The organism is Streptomyces sp. NPDC001902, assembly GCF_042891295.1.
Classification (GTDB): Bacteria; Actinomycetota; Actinomycetes; order Streptomycetales; family Streptomycetaceae; genus Actinacidiphila.
The window spans coordinates 117,551-135,513 of record NZ_JBIATA010000002.1 but is presented as its reverse complement, the minus strand read 5'-3'; the positions used below and the strand labels follow the sequence as shown (position 1 = coordinate 135,513).

General features: G+C 74.8%; 17 protein-coding genes. 7 read left to right on the top strand and 10 right to left on the bottom strand.

The window, feature by feature from the left end; genetic code table 11:
- Window positions 1-3: 3 nt before the first annotated feature.
- The 8 genes from ACFYYN_RS03845 to ACFYYN_RS03810 all read right to left on the bottom strand — a co-directional run bounded on the left by ACFYYN_RS03845 (window position 4) and on the right by ACFYYN_RS03810 (window position 6,832).
- Window positions 4-1,101 (bottom strand): HAMP domain-containing sensor histidine kinase, encoded by a 1,098-nt coding sequence (locus tag ACFYYN_RS03845; protein ID WP_500544571.1) that lies wholly within the window; start codon window positions 1,099-1,101, stop codon window positions 4-6.
- Window positions 1,098-1,844 carry a response regulator transcription factor gene (locus ACFYYN_RS03840; protein ID WP_500325555.1) on the bottom strand — a complete coding sequence of 249 codons (747 nt, stop codon included), beginning with the start codon at window positions 1,842-1,844 and terminating at the stop codon, window positions 1,098-1,100. The genes ACFYYN_RS03845 and ACFYYN_RS03840 overlap by 4 nt, the downstream gene beginning before the upstream one ends.
- Window positions 1,845-1,905: 61 nt before the next feature.
- The gene (locus tag ACFYYN_RS03835; protein ID WP_500325553.1) at window positions 1,906-2,589 is read right to left on the bottom strand and encodes a spermidine synthase family protein; all 684 of its coding nucleotides are present in this window, start codon (window positions 2,587-2,589) and stop codon (window positions 1,906-1,908) included.
- A 45-nt stretch (window positions 2,590-2,634) separates the two neighbouring features.
- Window positions 2,635-3,246, bottom strand: coding sequence for a hypothetical protein (locus tag ACFYYN_RS03830; RefSeq protein WP_500544570.1), 612 nt, complete (start codon window positions 3,244-3,246; stop codon window positions 2,635-2,637).
- A 31-nt stretch (window positions 3,247-3,277) separates the two neighbouring features.
- Window positions 3,278-4,603, bottom strand: a complete 1,326-nt coding sequence (locus tag ACFYYN_RS03825; protein ID WP_500544569.1) for a hypothetical protein — start codon at window positions 4,601-4,603, stop codon at window positions 3,278-3,280.
- Complete coding sequence (locus tag ACFYYN_RS03820; protein ID WP_500544568.1) at window positions 4,600-5,385, bottom strand: ABC transporter ATP-binding protein; 786 nt, start codon at window positions 5,383-5,385, stop codon at window positions 4,600-4,602. The genes ACFYYN_RS03825 and ACFYYN_RS03820 overlap by 4 nt, the downstream gene beginning before the upstream one ends.
- Entirely contained in the window at window positions 5,382-6,272 is an 891-nt protein-coding gene (locus tag ACFYYN_RS03815) for a zf-HC2 domain-containing protein (protein ID WP_500544567.1), read from the bottom strand. The genes ACFYYN_RS03820 and ACFYYN_RS03815 overlap by 4 nt, the downstream gene beginning before the upstream one ends.
- A complete protein-coding gene (locus ACFYYN_RS03810) occupies window positions 6,266-6,832 on the bottom strand; it encodes an RNA polymerase sigma factor (RefSeq protein ID WP_500544566.1) in 567 nt (188 codons plus the stop codon). Before ACFYYN_RS03810 ends, ACFYYN_RS03815 begins: the two co-directional genes overlap by 7 nt.
- Window positions 6,833-7,015: 183 nt before the next feature.
- Here ACFYYN_RS03810 and lon point away from each other — a divergent pair, with 183 nt between their 5' ends.
- Both lon and ACFYYN_RS03800 read left to right on the top strand, forming a co-directional pair.
- A complete protein-coding gene (gene lon, locus ACFYYN_RS03805; RefSeq protein WP_500544565.1) occupies window positions 7,016-9,457 on the top strand; it encodes an endopeptidase La in 2,442 nt (813 codons plus the stop codon).
- 283 nt (window positions 9,458-9,740) lie between these two features.
- Window positions 9,741-10,169 carry a MarR family winged helix-turn-helix transcriptional regulator gene (locus ACFYYN_RS03800; RefSeq protein ID WP_499516945.1) on the top strand — a complete coding sequence of 143 codons (429 nt, stop codon included), beginning with the start codon at window positions 9,741-9,743 and terminating at the stop codon, window positions 10,167-10,169.
- 40 nt (window positions 10,170-10,209) lie between these two features.
- Here the strand turns inward: ACFYYN_RS03800 and ACFYYN_RS03795 are convergent, their stop codons facing one another.
- Window positions 10,210-11,055: a hypothetical protein gene (locus ACFYYN_RS03795; protein WP_500544564.1), complete on the bottom strand. Its 846-nt coding sequence runs from the start codon at window positions 11,053-11,055 to the stop codon at window positions 10,210-10,212.
- A gap of 357 nt (window positions 11,056-11,412) precedes the next feature.
- Between ACFYYN_RS03795 and ACFYYN_RS03790 the strand changes: the two genes are divergently transcribed.
- The 5 genes from ACFYYN_RS03790 (at window position 11,413) to ACFYYN_RS03770 (ending at window position 16,860) form a co-directional block, all read left to right on the top strand.
- Window positions 11,413-14,007, top strand: coding sequence for a sensor histidine kinase (locus ACFYYN_RS03790; protein WP_500544563.1), 2,595 nt, complete (start codon window positions 11,413-11,415; stop codon window positions 14,005-14,007).
- A complete protein-coding gene (locus tag ACFYYN_RS03785) occupies window positions 14,007-14,522 on the top strand; it encodes a roadblock/LC7 domain-containing protein (protein WP_500544562.1) in 516 nt (171 codons plus the stop codon). The genes ACFYYN_RS03790 and ACFYYN_RS03785 overlap by 1 nt, the downstream gene beginning before the upstream one ends.
- Window positions 14,522-14,947: a DUF742 domain-containing protein gene (locus ACFYYN_RS03780; protein ID WP_499513934.1), complete on the top strand. Its 426-nt coding sequence runs from the start codon at window positions 14,522-14,524 to the stop codon at window positions 14,945-14,947. Before ACFYYN_RS03785 ends, ACFYYN_RS03780 begins: the two co-directional genes overlap by 1 nt.
- A 1-nt stretch (window position 14,948) precedes the next feature.
- Window positions 14,949-15,551 carry a GTP-binding protein gene (locus ACFYYN_RS03775; RefSeq protein WP_499513935.1) on the top strand — a complete coding sequence of 201 codons (603 nt, stop codon included), beginning with the start codon at window positions 14,949-14,951 and terminating at the stop codon, window positions 15,549-15,551.
- Window positions 15,552-15,624: 73 nt separating this feature from the next.
- Window positions 15,625-16,860: a styrene monooxygenase/indole monooxygenase family protein gene (locus ACFYYN_RS03770; protein WP_500544560.1), complete on the top strand. Its 1,236-nt coding sequence runs from the start codon at window positions 15,625-15,627 to the stop codon at window positions 16,858-16,860.
- A 297-nt stretch (window positions 16,861-17,157) separates the two neighbouring features.
- On the opposite strand, the gene ACFYYN_RS03765 is transcribed toward ACFYYN_RS03770, so the two are convergent.
- Window positions 17,158-17,784, bottom strand: a complete 627-nt coding sequence (locus ACFYYN_RS03765; protein WP_500544559.1) for a DUF4328 domain-containing protein — start codon at window positions 17,782-17,784, stop codon at window positions 17,158-17,160.
- Between the last annotated feature and the right edge of the window lie 179 nt (window positions 17,785-17,963).

The window sequence follows — 17,963 nt, the reverse complement described above, 5'->3', positions numbered from 1 at the left end:
GCGTCAAGCCGACGCCGGCGCCGACCCCGGGAGGGTGACGCGGATCCGGCAGCCGCGGGGGGACTCGGCCACCGCGATGCGTCCGCCGTGGAGGTCCACCGCCCAGCGCGCGATCGCCAGTCCCAGCCCCGTCCCGCCGTCGCCCGGTCCCGCGGTGCCGCGGTTGAACCGCTCGAAGACACGGGTGCGCTCGGCCTCGGGTATGCCGGGGCCCTCGTCCAGGACCTCCAGGTCGAGGCTGCCCGGACCGGTGCCGCGCCGGGCCCGGACGGTGACCCGGCCACTGGGCGGGCTGTGCTTGACGGCGTTGTCGATCAGGTTGGCGACCACCTGGTGCAGCCGCTCCGCGTCCGCGTACGCGGTCAGCTCCGGCGGTGAGACGTCCAGGTGGAGGTGGACGTCCTTGCGCGCCCGGCCGCCGTGCGCCCTGGCGTCCTTCAGGCCGAGGCCGGCCGTCTTGATCACGGCCGACAGGTACGGCCAGACCTCGAAGCGCTTGGCGTCCAGCGGCACGATGCCGTTGTCCAGGCGGGAGAGGTCCAGAAGGTGGGCGACGAGCAGGCTCAGCCGCTCCGCCTGCTGCAGCGCGGTGCGCATCGTCTCCGTGTCGGCCTCGGAGACCCCGTCGACGACGTTCTCCAGGACCGCGCGGAGCGCCGCGATCGGGGTGCGCAGCTCGTGTGAGACGTTCGCTACCAGCTCCTTGCGGTGCCGGTCGACGGCCTCCAGGTCGGCGGCCATCCGGTTGAAGGTCTCGGCCAGTTCGCCGACCTCGTCGCGGCGCACCGCGGTGACCCGCCGGCTGTAGTCGCCGCGCACCATGGCGCTGGCGACCGAGGTCATCTCGCGCAGCGGCGCGGTCAGCCCGTGCGCCACCAGCTGCGAGATCAGCAGCGAGGCGATGATCGAGAAGATGGTGATGATCCGGATCTCGGTCGCGGAGTGCATCGCCACGAAGATCAGGCCCGTGGTGATCAGCACGGAGGCGAGCACCAGGTACTGCAGCGCCGCCTTGATCGACCGGAAGGGGTCGTACGGCCTCAGCGCGGCCCAGGCACGTTCCCGCAGCTTCGGCGGGCGCGGCGCGCTGTAGGGGCTCACGGCGTGGGCGTCTCGAGCGCGTAGCCGACGCCGTGCACGGTACGGATGCGCTCCGCCCCGATCTTCCGCCGCAGCGCCTTGACGTGGCTGTCGACGGTGCGGGTGCCGGAGGCGTCCGCCCAGTCCCAGACCTCGGCGAGCAGCTGCTCCCGGGAGAGCACCGCGCGCGGCTGCTGGGCCAGGCAGACCAGCAGGTCGAACTCGGTCGGGGTGAGGTGCACGTCGGCGCCCCGGACCCGGACCCGCCGCTGGGCGTTGTCGATCTCCAGGTCGCCGAGCTGCATGTTGGCGCCGCGCGGGTCGCGGGCGGCGATCGTGGCGCGCTCCACGCGGCGCAGCAGCACGTGCACCCGGGCGACCAGCTCGCGCAGCGAGAAGGGCTTGGTCATGTAGTCGTCGGCGCCCACGCCGAGCCCGACCAGCATGTCGGTCTCGTCGTCGCGGGCGGTCAGCATCAGCACCGGGACCGGCCGCGAGGCCTGCACGCGGCGGCAGACCTCCAGGCCGTCGTACCCGGGGAGCATGACGTCGAGGACGAGGAGGTCGGGCTGCCAGGAGGCGGCGGTCTCCACGGCGGCGGGTCCGTCGCCCGCGGTGCGGACCTGGAAGCCCTCGGCCCGCAGGCGTGCCGCGATGGCGTCGGCGATCGTCGCGTCGTCCTCCACCACCAGCACGCGGCGCTGCGCACCGGGGGTGGCCGCCACCGCTGCGGCGTCGGCGGTCGTCGGCTGTGTGCTGTCCATGTGGGGTCCCCCATGGTCGTTTGCGTTGCGCAGCAGCGTACGGGGCGGGACGGCGACGCGGCTATGCGGGTTTGATTGCCAGGTGCACGACATCCGGAACGCCCCGATTCACCGGGATCTCGATGGTCCGGACCTGCGTGAACTGCGCCGACCTCAAGGCGTCGTCGAACGCGGCGGACGGCTGCGCAGACCATACCGCCAGTACGCCGCCGGGTTCGAGCCGCTCCCTGCAGGCCGCCAGACCCTCCGGTCCGTACAGCCCCCCGTTGCCCTCGGTGACCGTCCAGTCGGGGCCGTTGTCGATGTCCAGGCACAGCGCGTCGTACGTCACGTCCGCCTCCCGCACGTACGCCACCAGATCGCCCTCGACGACGCTCACCCGCGGGTCCTCCAGCGCGTGCTCGGAGAAGTCCGCCAGCGGGCCCGCGTGATGCCAGTCGATCACCGCCCGCTCCCTTTCGGCCACCGCGATCCGCGCCCAGCGCGGCTCGGCCGCCGCCCGCGCGAGCGAGAAGCCCACCCCGAGGCCGCCGATCAGCACCGACAGTTCCGCCCGGTCCGCCGGTAGGGCGTCCAGCGCCGCGTCGACCAGCAGCCGTTCCGAGCGTCCGTCGGAGGTGTCCATCAGGAAGGTGCCGTTGGCGATGATCTCGTAGCGGCCGCCCCTGCGCCGGAGCGCGACCTCCCCGTACGGCCCGTCACGACGGTCGAGCGTGACGGGCCGTTCCTCTTCGTTCGCGTCCATGGACCCAGGGTAATGAGATGACCCCTCCGGGCCGGACGGGGTTTTTCACCCGCAGCCGCCCGGGGCCGGTCCCCGGACGGCCACCAGCGCGACGCCGCCCGCGAAGAGGGCGGCGGCGGTCGCCCAGGCCGCGGGCTGGGCGCCCGGCTGCATCGACCAGGCCCACACCGCGGCCGCCCCGCCCGGGGTGCGGGGAGCCGCGAGGTAGACGCTGCCGCCGTAGAGCACGGGCGGCAGCCAGCTCAGCCGGGCACCCAGGAGGGCGGCGCCCGCGGCCGCGAGACCGGTGAAGCCGAGGACGCCCCGGACCATCGTCGGGGAACCGAAGCGGTCCGGGTCCCCGGGGACCGCTGCGCCCAGCCAGAGCACCGCAGACCCGGTGAGGGCGAGCAGGTGCACGGCCCGCCACCGCCACCAGGGCAGCGGGGCGCCACGGTCCACTTCCCCGGAGTGGGTGTGGAGGGAGATCCCGGTGACGGCCGCCGCGAGGACCGGGGCGAGGACGACCACCGGGACGCGGGCGCCGGTGTCGAAGAACGGCCGGCTGACCAGCCAGTCCGCGCCCCAGCGGGAGGCGGCGAAGAGGACGGCCAGCGCGGCGGCGGCGCCGGGCAGACCGCGTGAGCGGACATAGAGGGGCAGAAGGGTTGGCGTCATCGTGAGGGCTCCTCGACGGGTCCGGTGGGGGTCACGGCGCCGGGACCCCGCCGACGTCGCAGGCCCGGACGCCGGCCAGGTAGCGGCCGAACCAGGCACGGCGGTCGGCGGCCGTCATGGCGCGCAGGCGCTGCGCCGCCGCCCGCGCGAGGCGGTTCTCGTCCTGGCCGGCGGGGAAGAGGGGACGCCCGAGGCGCAGCCACTCCTGGGCGGCGTACTCGTTGGCGTAGGCGCGGTCTCCGGCTCGGTCCCCCTCGCATGCGGCCGAGGAGGAGACCGCGTACACGAGGTCCCGGTAGAGCATGCCGTCGTCGCCCAGGCGGCCTCGGAAGACGCCGCCGTACAGCTGGAACCGGACCTCCCCGGGCGGCGCCGTCTCCGACGATCCCCCCTCGCGGTACCGGACGGGCGCCCCCGGGGCGCCGTTCAGCCGGGCGTCGACGCGGTCCACCACCGCGCGCACCGCAGGCAGGGCCGAGCCGTGCGCCGCGCGGACGCACACCGTGGGGGTGCCCCGGTCGCAGACGAGCGCGGACGCGGCGGGGTCGGGCCGCCACAGGTCCGCGCCGCTCCGGTACAGGAGGGACGCGGCCGCGACGGCGACGACCAGCGGCAGGACGGCGAGCACCCGCCGCCTGGCGTGACCGGCCAGCAGCGCGGCGGCGGCCGTTCCGGCGAACCACACCGCCGCGAGGTGGGCGGCCCACCACACCGGGGCGTCACCGGAGGGGCCGGCGTACGCGGGGCTGAGTACCGTGGCCCCCGACTCGCCGTAGGCGCCGATGCCGAGCAGCAAATACCCGGCGACCGCGAGCAGCGGTGCCGCGAAGCGCCAGGGCAGTGCCCGCCCCGCCGCGAAGCCGAGCGCGCCCAGGGCCCCGAGCGCCACCGCGTCCGCGGCCGGCCGGTCCCACGCGGGGTGCCCGTGGGACGCGTAGGGAAGGACCAGCACCAGGCACACGCCGACCGCCGCCAGATAGCCCAGCACCGGCCAGGCCATCGACGGCAGGGCCGCGACCAGCGCCCTGCGCAGCGGCGGCCGCGCGGCCGAGGCGAGCAGGTCGCCGGTGCCGCGCCGCCGCTCGCGGCCGCCCTGCCAGCAGCCGGCGGCGAGGGCGAGCGGACCGCCGAGGAGCAGGCCCGCCTCACGCAGCGCGCCGTGGAGCACCGCCCAGTCGTCACCCAGCGAGTACCGCCTGGCCAGGACGGTGACGAGGACGCCGCCGGCCACGGCGGCCCCCGTCCACGCCCCGAAGCCGCGCAGCAGCTCGGTGCGGTGGACACGGTGAACGCGGTGGACACGGGGCGCGGCGGGAGGCGCCGGGGGAGCGGTGGCCAGGGTGCCCGGGGCGCTCATACGGCGGCCTCCCGGACGCCGGAGACCGCACCGCGGTGACGGCGCAGCGCCGCCGTGTAGCCGCGTTCGATCGGGCTGTCCCCGGCCGCGTCGTCGTCCCCGGCCGCGGCCAGCTCCGCCGCGGTGCCGCGGAAGGCGGTCCGTCCGCTGTCGAGCAGCGTCACCTCCGTGCAGGCGGTGGCCACGTCCTCGACGAGATGGGTGGAGACCAGGACGGTCGCCGTGGTGCCCACTTCCCTGAGCAGGGCGCGGAACTGCACCCGCTGTTCCGGGTCGAGACCGGCGGTCGGCTCGTCGAGCAGCAGCAGGTCGGGGTCGTTGACGATGGCCTGGGCGATGCCGACCCGGCGCACCATGCCGCCGGACAGGGTCCTGATCCTCACGTCGGCGCGCTCGGCGACGCCGACCCGCTCCATCGCGCGGTCGACGGCCGCCGGAACCGCGGCCTTGGGCATCTCCTTCAGCCAGGCCACGTACGCCACGAACTCGCGCACCGTGAAGCCCGGGTAGTAGCCGAACTCCTGCGGCAGGTAGCCCAGGCGCCGCCGGATCGCGGTGCGTCCGGCCTGCGTCGCCGGGTCGTGGCCCAGCAGCTCCAGGCGGCCCGACCGGTACCCGGCCACGGTGGCGAGCACCCGGATCAGCGAGGTCTTCCCGGCGCCGTTGGGCCCGAGCAGTCCGTGGACCCCGCGCCCGACGCGCAGGTCGAGGGCGTCCAGGGCGGTGGTCCGGCGATGTCTCACGGTCAGACCGTCGAGGGAGACGGTCGGCTCGGTCGTCATGGGCGCTCCAGGTGGTCGAAAGCGGTACGGCGAAGGGTCAGGAGAAGGGCGCAGGCGGCGCCGGCCGCGGCCCAGGCGGGCTGCGCGGCGGGGGAGAGCAGCAGGGGCGCGGACCCGGTCGGGAGCCCGCAGAGGACGACGGCGCACAGCCAGCCGGCCGTCACCACGGCGGCGGCCCGGTGGCAGCCGGTCCAGCTGCCCAGCGCGAGCGTGGCCCCGGTCAGCACGAGCCCCGGCAGCAGCCACGCCACCGCGGCGCCCGTGCCCGCCAGGACGCCTCCGGCGGCGGTCAGCAGCGGCACGGACACCGCCAGCACGGCTGCGGTGCGCGTGAGCAGCAGCCGCAGCCCCCCGGAGGGCGTCGACGCGGCCAGTTCGTGGGCCGGGTCGCCGTACCTCCCGTACGCGAGGGCCACGCCCACCGGCGGCAGCGCCGGGGCGAGCAGCAGAAGCCAGGGGCGTCCCTGCGGCGCCCCGCCCAGACGCGTCAGGGCCACGGCCACCGCCAGCGTCAGCAGCACCGACGCCACCCAGGCCGGAGGCAGCGTGCGCGCGGACCGGACGGCGGCGCGCCAGGGCCGGGCCCCGGCCGCCCGCGCGAGCGGCGGGGCCGGGGCGGGCACGCTGCCCGTGGCCGCGGTGAGCACCGCGGCCCGGACCCCGGAGAGGACCGCTCCGCCCTCGCCCGCCCTGGCCAGCGAGGAGATCCGGGCGGCGCAGGCCGCACAGGACTCCAGGTGCTTGTCCACCGACCAGGCGGCGGGGTCGGCGAGCGTGCCGTCGGCGTAGGCGGCGGCCGTGCCGTCCGGCACGTGCCAGCCGGTCCGGTCCGCCTGCGGGGTTCCGGGGGTGCGCCACGCGAGGCGTCCCCGGGCGGGGGTCAGCATGCGGCTCCTCCTGCGGTGCCGAGGGCGGCGAGGGCGGCGCGCAGTTCGCGGCGCGCCCGCGAGGCCCGGGTCTTGACGGTGCCTTCGGGTATCCCGAGCAGGCGCGCGGCCTCCCGCGTGGTGAGGCCGTCGATCACGGTCGCCCGCAGGACGGCCCGCAGTTCGGGGGAGATCCGGTCGAGCGCGGCGCCGACGTCGCCGTACTCCAGGCCGGCGAGGACGTGCTCCTCGGCGGAGGGGGTGGTGCCGGGCTCCTCCGCGGCCAGGAGGTCGCGGGTGCCGGCCCGCACCGCGGCGCGGCGGGCGTCCGCCAGCCGCCGGGCGGCGATCACCCACAACCAGCCGCCCGCGGCTCCGCCGCCGTGGGTGCCCGCCGAGCGCCAGGCCGCCACGAAGGTGTCCTGCAGCACCTCCCGGACGGTCTCCGGGTCCGGGCAGCGCCGCGTGAGCCGGGCGTGCAGCCATCCGGAATGGCGGTCGTACAGATCGGCGAGGGCCTGGGTGTCGCCCCGGGCGATCGCGCGCATCAGCGCGTCGTCCCCGGGCGGCTCATGGCTCATGGGGCGGAAGAGTCTCACGCCCCTCTATCGCCGCCGCCCCCGCGAACGGTTCTCGGGGGCGGCGGCGGAGGCGCGCACCGTGCGGCGCGGCCGATCGCTCAGAGCGAACACGGCTCGGGGAACACCAGGGGCATCAGATGCATTGAGTCTGCATAGCTCAACTTGATTGCTTAGGGAGAGATAATGGCTCAATCGTCTTCGTCGGCGTTCGCGCCGCTCACCCTGCCCGTGCTGCCCCTCGACGACTCGGTGGTCCTGCCCGGCATGGTCGTGCCGGTGGACCTGACCGACGCCGAGGCGCGCGCCGCGGTCGAGGCGGCGCAGGCCGCCCAGCGGTCCGGTCGGCCCGGACTCGGCAACAAGCCGCGGGTGCTGCTCGTTCCCCGGGTGGACGGGGACTACGCGGGCGTGGGCACGCTGGGCACCGTCGAGCAGGTGGGACGCCTGTCGGACGGCGATCCCGGTGCCGTGATCCGCGCGGTGAGCCGCGTGCGCATCGGCGCCGGCACGACCGGCCCCGGCGGCGCCCTGTGGGTGGAGGGCACCGAGCTCTCCGAGACCGCACCGGCCGAGGCCCCGGGCACCGTCGCGGAGCTCATGAAGGAGTACAAGGCCCTGGCCACCAGCTGGCTGCGCAAGCGCGGCGCCTGGCAGGTCGTGGACCGCGTCCAGCAGATCGAGGACGTCTCGCAGCTCGCGGACAACGCCGGCTACTCCGGCTTCCTCACCACCAGCCAGCGCATCGAGCTGCTGGAGACCCTGGACCCGGTCGCCCGGCTGAAGCTGGCCACGCAGTGGCTGCGTGACCACCTGGCCGAGCAGGACGTCGCGGAGACCATCCGCAAGGACGTCCAGGAGGGCATGGAGAAGCAGCAGCGCGAGTTCCTGCTGCGGCAGCAGCTGCAGGCCGTCCGCAAGGAGCTGGCCGAGCTGAACGGCGACCCTGAGGACGAGGCGGACGACTACCGTTCCCGCGTCGAGGCCGCCGACCTGCCCGAGAAGGCGCGCGAGGCCGCCCTGAAGGAGGTCGAGAAGCTGGAGCGGTCCAGTGACGCGTCCCCCGAGGGCAGCTGGATCCGCACCTGGCTCGACACCGTCCTGGAGCTGCCGTGGAACACCACGACCCAGGACGCCTACGACATCCCCGGCGCGCGCGCGGTGCTGGACGCCGACCACGCGGGCCTGGAGGACGTGAAGGAGCGCATCACCGAGTACCTGGCCGTGCGCAAGCGGCGCAACGACCGCGGTCTCGGGGTCGTCGGCGGCCGCCGCGGAGGCGCGGTGCTGGCCCTGGTGGGCCCGCCCGGCGTCGGCAAGACCTCGCTCGGCGAGTCCGTGGCCCGCGCCATGGGGCGGAAGTTCGTGCGGGTCTCGCTCGGCGGCGTCCGCGACGAGGCGGAGATCCGCGGCCACCGGCGCACCTACGTCGGCGCGCTGCCCGGCCGCCTGGTGCGCGCCATCAAGGAGGCCGGGTCCATGAACCCGGTGGTCCTGCTGGACGAGATCGACAAGGTGGGCTCCGACTACCGCGGCGACCCGGCCGCGGCCCTGCTGGAGGTCCTGGACCCGGCCCAGAACCACACCTTCCGGGACCACTACCTGGAGGTCGAGCTGGACCTGAGCGACGTGGTGTTCCTCGCCACCGCCAACGTCCTGGAGGCCATCCCGGAGCCGCTGCTGGACCGCATGGAACTGGTGCGGCTGGACGGCTACACCGAGGACGAGAAGGTCGTCATCGCCCGTGACCACCTGCTGCCGCGCCAGCGCGAGCTGGCCGGGCTCGGCGAGGACGAGGTGACGGTCGACGACGCGGCCCTGCGCAAGCTGGCCGGGGAGTACACCCGCGAGGCGGGCGTGCGCACCCTGGAGCGTTCGATCGCCCGCATCCTGCGGAAGGTCGCGGCCAAGCACGAACTCGGCGAGCGCGAGCTGCCGTTCACGGTGACCCCGCAGGACCTGCGCGACCTCATCGGGCGGCCGCACCACGTGCCGGAGTCGGCGCAGGACCCGCAGGAGCGGCGCACGGCGGTGCCCGGCGTGTCCACCGGCCTGGCGGTGACCGGCGCGGGCGGCGACGTCCTCTACATCGAGGCGTCGCTGGCCGACCCGGAGACCGGCGGCAGCGGGCTGCAGCTCACCGGGCAGCTGGGCGACGTGATGAAGGAGTCCGCGCAGATCGCGCTCTCCTTCCTGCGCTCGCACGGCGCCGAACTGGAGCTGCCGGTCGGCGACCTGAAGGAGCGCGGCGTCCACCTCCACGTCCCCGCGGGCGCGGTGCCCAAGGACGGCCCGAGCGCGGGTGTCACCATGACCACCGCGCTGGCCTCGCTCCTGTCGGGGCGGCGGGTCCGCACCGACGTGGCGATGACCGGCGAGGTGTCGCTGACCGGGCGCGTGCTGCCGATCGGCGGTGTCAAGCAGAAGCTGCTGGCGGCGCACCGCGCCGGGATCACCACCGTGGTGATCCCCAAGAGGAACGAGGCGGACCTGGACGACGTCCCCGCCGAGGTCCTGGAGAAGCTGGAGGTCCACGCGGTCTCGGACGTCCGGCACGTGCTCAAGCTGGCCCTGGAGCCCGCCGTCACCGGTGCGGACTCCGGGCTGGAAGCCCCCGTCGCGGCCTGAGTCAGGCCCTGACCGGGTGAATGGAGAGCGGCCCCTCCCACGGCCTGAGGAGGGGCCGCTCCCGTGCGTGCCGCAGCCGGCCCACGCGGCGGCGGCCGCGTGGCCGGGCCGTGCGGGGCGGGGACACCAAGTGGGGAAGGGGCCCTGGTCACGCCGTGCGTCGGCGTCTGCGAAATACTGGGGACGCTGTGTACACGGCGGCCGGATATGACAGGTTTCACGACGGAAAGCGGGTGACGAGGTGGCCGGAACCGCCGGCTCCCCCGGGGAGGCGGACCCCGTGATGGAGGCGCTCGAACGCGAGCTCACCGTCCTGTTGCGGCGCGCCCGAGCCTCCTCCGGCGAGATGGCCCGCGAGGTCCATCCGGACCTGGAGCCCGCGGCGTACGGGATCCTCGCCAGGCTCGCCGAGACCGGTCCCGAGCGGGCCACCGTGCTCGCCGGCTACTTCGGCGTCGGCAAGGCCACGATGAGCCGTCAACTGCGCGCCCTGGAGGTGCTCGGACTCATCCGGCGCGAACCGGACCCCGCCGACGGCCGGGCCTACCTGGTGCAGCTCACCACGGGGGGCGCCGAGCGCTTCTCACGCGTCCGCACGGCGCGCCGGGCGCGTTACGTCAGCCGGCTCAGCGGCTGGGACCGGGACGAACTGCGCGAACTGGCCCGGCTGCTGGGCCAGCTGAACGACTCGCAGGAGCAGGACGGCGCCTGACCCGCGCGGTCCTCCGCCCCGGCGCGCGGCCACGCCGCCGTCACCACTGCGCGAACACCGCGGTCGCGTCGTCGCGCGCCTTGCCGCGGGGGAAGCGGGTGCCGTCCGGGTCGGCGGACTCCGCGGCGCGCACGCGCCGCAGGAGCTCCTCGGGGCCGGCCTTGCGCAGCAGTGCGAACGTGCCCTGCCAGTCCTGCTCGTGGAAGACCTCGACCAGCCGGGCGGCGCCGTCCGTCAGGGCCGCGACCGCGCGGACCCGCGAGCGCGGCCGGGTGCCCGTGACGGCGCGCTCGGCGACCGCGGGGTCCGCCGCAGCGGTGAAGAAGCCGCCCTCGGCGTTGCGCAGGGCCTCCACCGCCCGCCCGTACTCCGCGGCGGCCTCGGCACGGGCGGCCGTGCCGCGCGGCAGGGCACGCACCGCGGCGCGCAGCGCGGGCACCGGACCGGGCAGCCGGCCCAGCCGGTCGTCGCGCACGGCACCGACGTGACCTGTGGTGTCCTCGATGAGCAACACCGAGTCGGATAGCACCAGATGCTCCACGGTGTCCGCATTCCACCGGACCGCCACCACGGTCGCCTGCGGGGTGCGGCGGTGAGAAAGGTCACAGGTGCCGCGGTGCGCGTCGGCGGTGCGCAGGACGGATTCCGCGAGACACTGCGCCAGGCTCGGGGCCGCGGGCGAAACGGACAGTTCGATCATGGATCCGCCCAGCTCGGCGACGTACCAGGGGACGTCGTGACGGCATCCCGTGGGGCCGTCGGGAGGGGTGACGCCGTCCAGCAGGACCAGTGAACCGCCGCCGCCTGACGCGGGCATGGCCACCGCGACGAAGTCCTCGTTGGGGCGTCCGGGGCTGCCGGGCTCGGTCGCCGTCTCGATGCGCATGCGGCCAGTCTGCAGCAGCCGCCCGGGGGAGCTGTTCGAACCCCGGAGGCGCTCGCCGGGGGTTACCGGCCAGTGAAGGTGCGCATCCTGCCAGGGCGGCGGCTCCGATGCCAGTTCCGGTCCCGGACGTCCGGGGGGCGTGCGCGTAACGATCCAGCCGGGGAGTTGAACGTCAACTTGTCGTTGCGATTCACTCGTTCGAGTGTCGGGGCGGGGGACGCACATCTGCATTCCGGGTCGGCCTGAGAAGGTCGGGACGATGCCGGGATGAGGCCAGACGTTGCCGTGCTCGGCGCTCGGCCGATGTGTCGTCATCTCGGGACCAGTGGACCAGGCGAGACGGGATAGCGAGCACCGGTGCGAACACGACGTAACCCGCGGACCAAGCGCGTACGGCAGAGACTGCTGGGCGCCCTGCTGATCTGCGCCGTCACGGTCCTGGCCGCCTCCGCCCCGGGCGTGGCCACGGGCGTGCGCGATCTGGCCGAGTCCCAGCGGCTGGTCGGCATGGCGCGGCTGGAGGCCCAGGCGGTCTCGTTGTCCCACGCCCTGGCCGACGAACGCGACGGCATGGCCGTCTTCGTGGCCGGCGGCCGCTCCACCGAGGGCGGCACGGGCGTCTCCGAGGCCCAGCGGGAGCGGGTCGACCGCCAGGTCCAGGAGGTGCTGACGGCGGCGGCCGACACCGACACCGACGACGCCCCGGCCTTCGCCGACGCGACCGCCGAGGTCGTCCGGCAGCTCGGGGAACTCCCCGCCGTCCGGCAGAAGGTGCTCTCCGGCCCCGGCTCCGCCGAGGCGGCCGTCGCGGCCTACGACCCGGCGATCCGGGCGCTGAACGGGGTCGGCGCCGCCGTCGCCCGCTCGCTGCCCGCCCGCGGCGCCTCCGCCGACACCACCGCGCTGCCCGGACTCGCCCGCGCCGTCGACCAGGCTTCCGTCCAGCGCGGCCTGCTGGTCGGCGCGCTCACCGCGGGCGGCGAGGAGTCCGCCCTGGTCACTGCCGCGCAGACCGCCGCCGTCAGCGAGCGGTCCGCGCTCGCCGACTTCCGCGGCGGGGCCTCGCAGGCCGCGGTCGAGCAGTACGACCAGACGGTCACCGGCTCCGACGTCAACCAGGCCGACAAGCGCCTGAAGCAGCTGCTGAACAGCTCCTCGCTGTCCGCCGCCGACCGCGCGCTCAAGCCGCGAGCGGTCCAGGCGGCGCTCTCCGCGCGGATCGACATGATGCGCGGCGTCGAGTCCTCGCTCGCCGCCGCCGCCGCCGACCGGCTCGCCGCGCTGCGGGACGACGACGTGACGGCCCTCGAACTCCACGTCGCCCTCGCCTCCGTGTGCTTCCTGCTCGTCCTCGGCGTCGGCGTCTCCACGGCCCGCTCCATCACCCGGCCGGCCGCCGCGCTGGGCCGCTTCGCCCGCGGGGACGTCCCCGCGGGCGAGCAGGTCAGGATCGTCGGCTCCGACGAGTTCGCGGCGACGGCCCGGGCGGTCAACGCGCTCCGCGCCGAGGTCGCCGGGCTGCGCGAGCGCGTCGCCGCGCAGGACGCCGAACACACCAAGCTCCAGGGCGTACGGGACGCCCTCGCCGCGGAACGCGACCTGCTGCACGGCCGGCAGGAGGCGCTCACCACGCGCCTGGGCGACCTGCAGGGCAACGTCCACGGCACCTACGTCAACCTGACGCTGCGCACCCTAGGTCTGGTCGAGCGCCAGCTCACGCTGATCGAGCGGCTGGAGGAACTGGTCCACGACCCGGACGAGCTCGCCCAGCTGTTCAAGCTGGACCACCTGGCCACCCGCATGCGCCGCAACAGCGAGAACCTGCTGCTGCTCGCCGGAGCCGAACACGGTCACGCGCAGCCCAAGCCCGTCCCGCTGGTCGACGTGGCGCGCGCCGCGGTCTCCGAGATCGACAAGTACGAGCGCGTCCGCATCCAGCAGCTGCCCGCGGGACGCATCGCCGGCTTCGCCTCCGACGACCTGAGCCACCTGGTCGCCGAGCTCCTGGAGAACGCGGCCGCGTTCTCCCCGCCGGAGACCGAGGTGGAGCTGTCCGGCTGGATGCTGGAGAGCGGCGAGCTGATGCTGTCGGTCGAGGACCAGGGCATCGGCATCCCCACGGCCCGGCTGGATGAGCTCAACGCGCTGCTGACGCAGGCCGATCCCCCGGAGCAGGCCTCCGGCGGCGAGGCCACCGGCATGGGCGTCTACGTCGTCGCCCGGCTCGCCGCCCGGCACGGCATCCGCGTCCAGCTCCGCGACGCCAAGCGCGGCGGCACCACCGCAGTGGTGGTCGTCCCCGCGGCGCTCACCGCGCCGGCGGAAGACCCGGACGGCCCGCAGACCCCCGTGGAGGCGGCCGTCGCGGGCGAGCCGTGGCAGCCGGGCACGGCGCTGCGGAGCGCACGCGACGAGCAGGCCGGGAAGGCGGAGCGGACGGCACCGGCGGCCGTGGAGCCCGTGGCGGAGCCGGCGCCCGATGAGGCGCCCGGTCCCGGGGGCGACGCCATCGAGCACGCCCGCGCCGACCAGCCCGCCCCCGCCCCGACACCGGCCCCGGATACCGCGTCGGCACCGGGCGGAGCCGCAGAGGCGCCCGCTGCGCCGCCCGCGGCACCGGCTCCGGCCTCCGTGGAGATGCAGGACGGCGTGGCGCTGACCGCCAAGGGGCTCCCGCAGCGGGTGCCGCGGTCCACGGGGCTGTCGGGTGAACCGCAGCTCCGTGGGCGGGCCCGGCAGGGCGGCGGGGTGGACCCGGAGGAGCTGCGGCGCAAGCTCGGCGGCTTCGCCCGGGGTCTGCGCGACGGCCGGGCGGAGGCCGAGGCCGAGACGCAGGAGATCCGGCGCGGTGTGCCCGCGCCGAGGACGGCCGCGGACGCGGCCGCGGCAGAAGGCAGTTCGGGGGGACACCAACAAGTCGAAGCCGAAGGCGTCGAGGAGGCACGCGGTTGATGTCGGCCGGTACGGACACCCAGAGTGAACGGGGCCTGAGCCACGAGGCACGTAGCCTCCAGTGGCTGCTGAGCAATTTCGTGGAGGACGTGCCCGGGGTCCGCTCCGTGGCCGTCGTGTCCTCGGACGGACTGCTGCTGCTGACCTCGGAGCCCGAGGACGAGGCCGACGCGGCTGACGAAGGCGCGGAGGACGGCGCGGCCGGACGCCCCAAGGGCCCGGCGGGCACCTCCGCCGACCTGGCCACGGTGGTCTCCGGCATCGCCTCGCTGACCGACGGCGCCGCGCGCCTGATGGAAGGTGGCGGCGTGCGCCAGACGGGGGTGGCGATGGAGAACGGCAGCGTGTTCGTGATGACGATCGGGGACGGTTCGCTGCTCGGCGTCCACGCGGACGCCGAGTGCGACATGAGCGTGGTGGCCTACCACATGGCCCTGTTCGTGGGCCGGGCCGGCCACGTGCTCACCCCGGCGCTCCGCACGGAGCTGCGCCAGGCGATCGAGGGGGGCCGCTGATGCGCCGTCCGGTGATCGCCGCGGCCCGGGCGGCCGCCGTCCTCCCCGTACGGGGTGCCGGGCGCAGGGCCGCCCGGGTACGCCCGTACGCGCTGACCGGCGGCCGTACGTCCTTCGGCCACGTGCTGCTGGTGGAGACCTTCGTCGCGACGATCGACGCCTCCACCGAACGCAGGGAGCTGACCTCGGGCAGCTGGGCCGAGCGCGTCATGCCGGAGATGCGGGCCATCGTGGAGCTGTGCCGCCGGATGCGCTCGGTGGCGGAGATCTCGGCGCTGCTGCGCATGCCGCTCGGGGTCGTCCGGGTGCTGCTCAGCGACCTGGCCGATCAGGGAAGGATCCGCGTGTACGGGACCGGGCACGGGCCCGGCGCCCCCGATCGCGCACTGCTGGAGAGGGTTCTCGGTGGACTTCGCAGGCTCTGACATGTCGTCCCTCGCGGAAGAAGACGGCCTGCAGGAGTGGCAGCTGGACGTGAGCCAGGCCCCCACCTCGACCAAGATCGTGGTGGCGGGCGGCTTCGGCGTGGGCAAGACCACCTTCGTCGGCACGGTCTCGGAGATCACCCCGCTCACCACCGAGGCGGTGATGACCAGTGCCAGTGAGGACATCGACGACCTCGGTTCCACCCCGGACAAGACCACCACCACGGTGGCGATGGACTTCGGCCGGATCACCCTCGACCGGGAGCTCGTGCTCTACCTGTTCGGCACCCCCGGCCAGCAGCGTTTCTGGTTCATGTGGGACGACCTGGTGCGCGGGGCGATCGGCGCCGTCGTCCTCGCCGACACCCGCCGGCTGGCCGACGCCTTCCCGGCACTGGACTACTTCGAGAGCAGCGGCCTGCCCTACGCCGTGGCGGTCAACCGCTTCGAGGGCACCACCGCCTACGACGAGATCGACGTCCGCGAGGCGCTCGCCGTGCCGGACGAGATCCCGGTGGTGATATGCGACGCCCGCGACCGACAGTCGGTGATCCAGGTACTGCTGGCCCTGGTCAAGCAGGCCCTCGTCGCCCAGCCGGAGTAGCAGTCTTCCGGCGGGGTCGTGGGGACGCCCGCCGGACGCATCCCAGCCGCACCGTACGAGAGAGCATGCCGCCTTGCGCAAGATACTGATCGTGGGAGCCGGCCAGTCCGGGCTCCAACTGGCCCTGGGCCTGCAGTCCCGGGGATACGAGGTCACCGTCATGTCCAACCGCACGGCGGACGAGATACGCCAGGGGCGTGTCATGTCCACCCAGTGCATGTTCGGCACGGCGCTGGGCCACGAGCGCGACCTCGGCCTCGGCTTCTGGGAGGACCAGACCCCGCGGATCGAGGGCCTGGGGGTCTCCGTCGCCGCCCCCGACGGATCACGGCCCGTCGACTGGGTGGGACGGCTCGACGCGTACGCGCAGTCCGTCGACCAGCGGGTGAAGATGGCCGGCTGGCTGGAGACCTTCGTCGAGCGCGGCGGCAAGCTGGTCGTGCACGGCGTGACCGTCGGCGACCTGGACTACTTCTCCCGCGCCTACGACCTGGTGATGGTCGCGGCGGGCAAGGGCGAGCTGGTCTCCATGTTCGGCCGGGACGCCGAGCGTTCCCCGTACGACAGCCCGCAACGTGCGCTGGCCGTCGCCTACGTGCACGGCCTCGGCCCGCGTCCGGAGCACCCCGACTTCCACGCGGTGCGGCTCAACATGGTGCCCGGCGCCGGCGAACTGATCGTGATCCCGGCGTTCACCACCTCCGGCCCCTGCGACATCCTCTTCTGGGAGGGGCTCCCGGGCGGTCCGCTCGACGTCTTCGGCGGCGTCAAGGACCCGCAGGAACACCTGCACATCACCCTGGAGCTGATGGAGCGTCACCTGCCGTGGGAGCACGACCGCGCCCGTGACGTCGAGCTGACGGACGCCGGCGGCACCCTGGCCGGGCGTTTCGCGCCGGTGGTCCGGCACCCCGTGGCGGAACTGCCCTCCGGCGGGCTGGTGCTGGGCGTCGCCGACGTCGTCGTGGCCAACGACCCGATCACCGGGCAGGGCTCCAACAGCGCCTCCAAGTGCGCGGCCGCCTACCTCGACGCCATCGTCGAGCACGGCGACAAGCCCTTCGACCGGGACTGGATGGAGTCCGCCTTCGCCCGCTTCTGGGCCACCGCCGAGCCGGTGACCAAGTGGACCAACGCCCTCCTCGGCCCGCCGCCGGAGCACGTCCTGGGCCTGATCGGTGCCGCCGGGCAACTGCCGGCGGTCGCGAACCGCTTCGCCAACGGCTTCGACGATCCGTCGGACTACGAGTCGTACTTCTACGACCCCGGGGCCACCTCCGCCTACCTGGCCTCGGCCGCCGGGGCCTGACGGCCTGGGGCCCGTCCTCACATTGCCGCCTGCCCCGCGCCGCTCCCCCGGCTGGCGCTGGGAGGTGCCCCCAGGCACGCCACCCCCCCCAGCCTTCGGCCAGGGGGAGTTGTCGAGTCGTCCGGGTAGCCCACTACGAGGACGACTCTCCGCCTTGCGATGCACCGCACTTGGGGGTGCCTCCCAGCGGAGCTGGGGAACCGCGGGGCCCGCCCTCCGGGCGGCCGACGTCAATGTGACGGCAGGCCCCAGGGGCGCCGGCGGTGCACGCCGCCGGCGCCGGACGGCCCGCCGCCCTCAGCCCCGCAGGCGCGTCCGCTGCATCGCGGCGAGCCGCAGCACCACGGCGATGCACAGCGCCCCGGCCAGGACGTAGAGCGCGGCGCCGGCCGTCTGCGCCGCGGACGGGCCCGTGGTGGCGGAGGGGGAGGCGAGGAGCTGCGCCGCCACGAAGAGCAGCCACCACGAGGTCAGCAGCACACTGGTGCGCCGGGGGCGTCCGGGCGGGGAACTGGCGGCCCAGATGTCGTTGATGATCCGCTTGGGCAGGACGAAACCGACCAGCGGTATCAGCCACGCGCCCGTGGTCCAGCCGCGTCGCATCCGGTGGCCGCCGGGGGCCAGCGCCTCGGCGTTCACCCGCATCTGCCACAGCCAGCGCAGGAAGACGACTCCGGTGAGCACGAAGGCGAGATGGCTCAGACCGGTGAGGGTGACGACCTCGTCGCCACGCGCAAGGGCGGCGGCCGAGCCGCCGGCGGCGCGGTCGAGGAGCAACCGGGCGACGAGCAGCGCGGCGTTCACCAGTACGCAGGCCCCGAGCGCGGCCACGACGAGGACGGTCGTCGCCTTCGGGACGAAGACCGGCTCGCCCTCGGCCGGCCGCACGGGTGGGGACATGACGGTGGCGTCGTCGTAGGTCACGAGGCCGCAACCTATTGCCGGCCCCGCCGTCCGGTCCAGTGCCGCCCGCGTCCCGGCAACCGGGCCCGGTGCGGGGCGGGCCGTCCGGGCGCCCGGGGTCCCGCCTTGGCACCTCTGCGGGGCTGTGAAACGCTCGTCGTACGGGACATCTGTCCGGCGTCCGCACACAGATCCCGCAC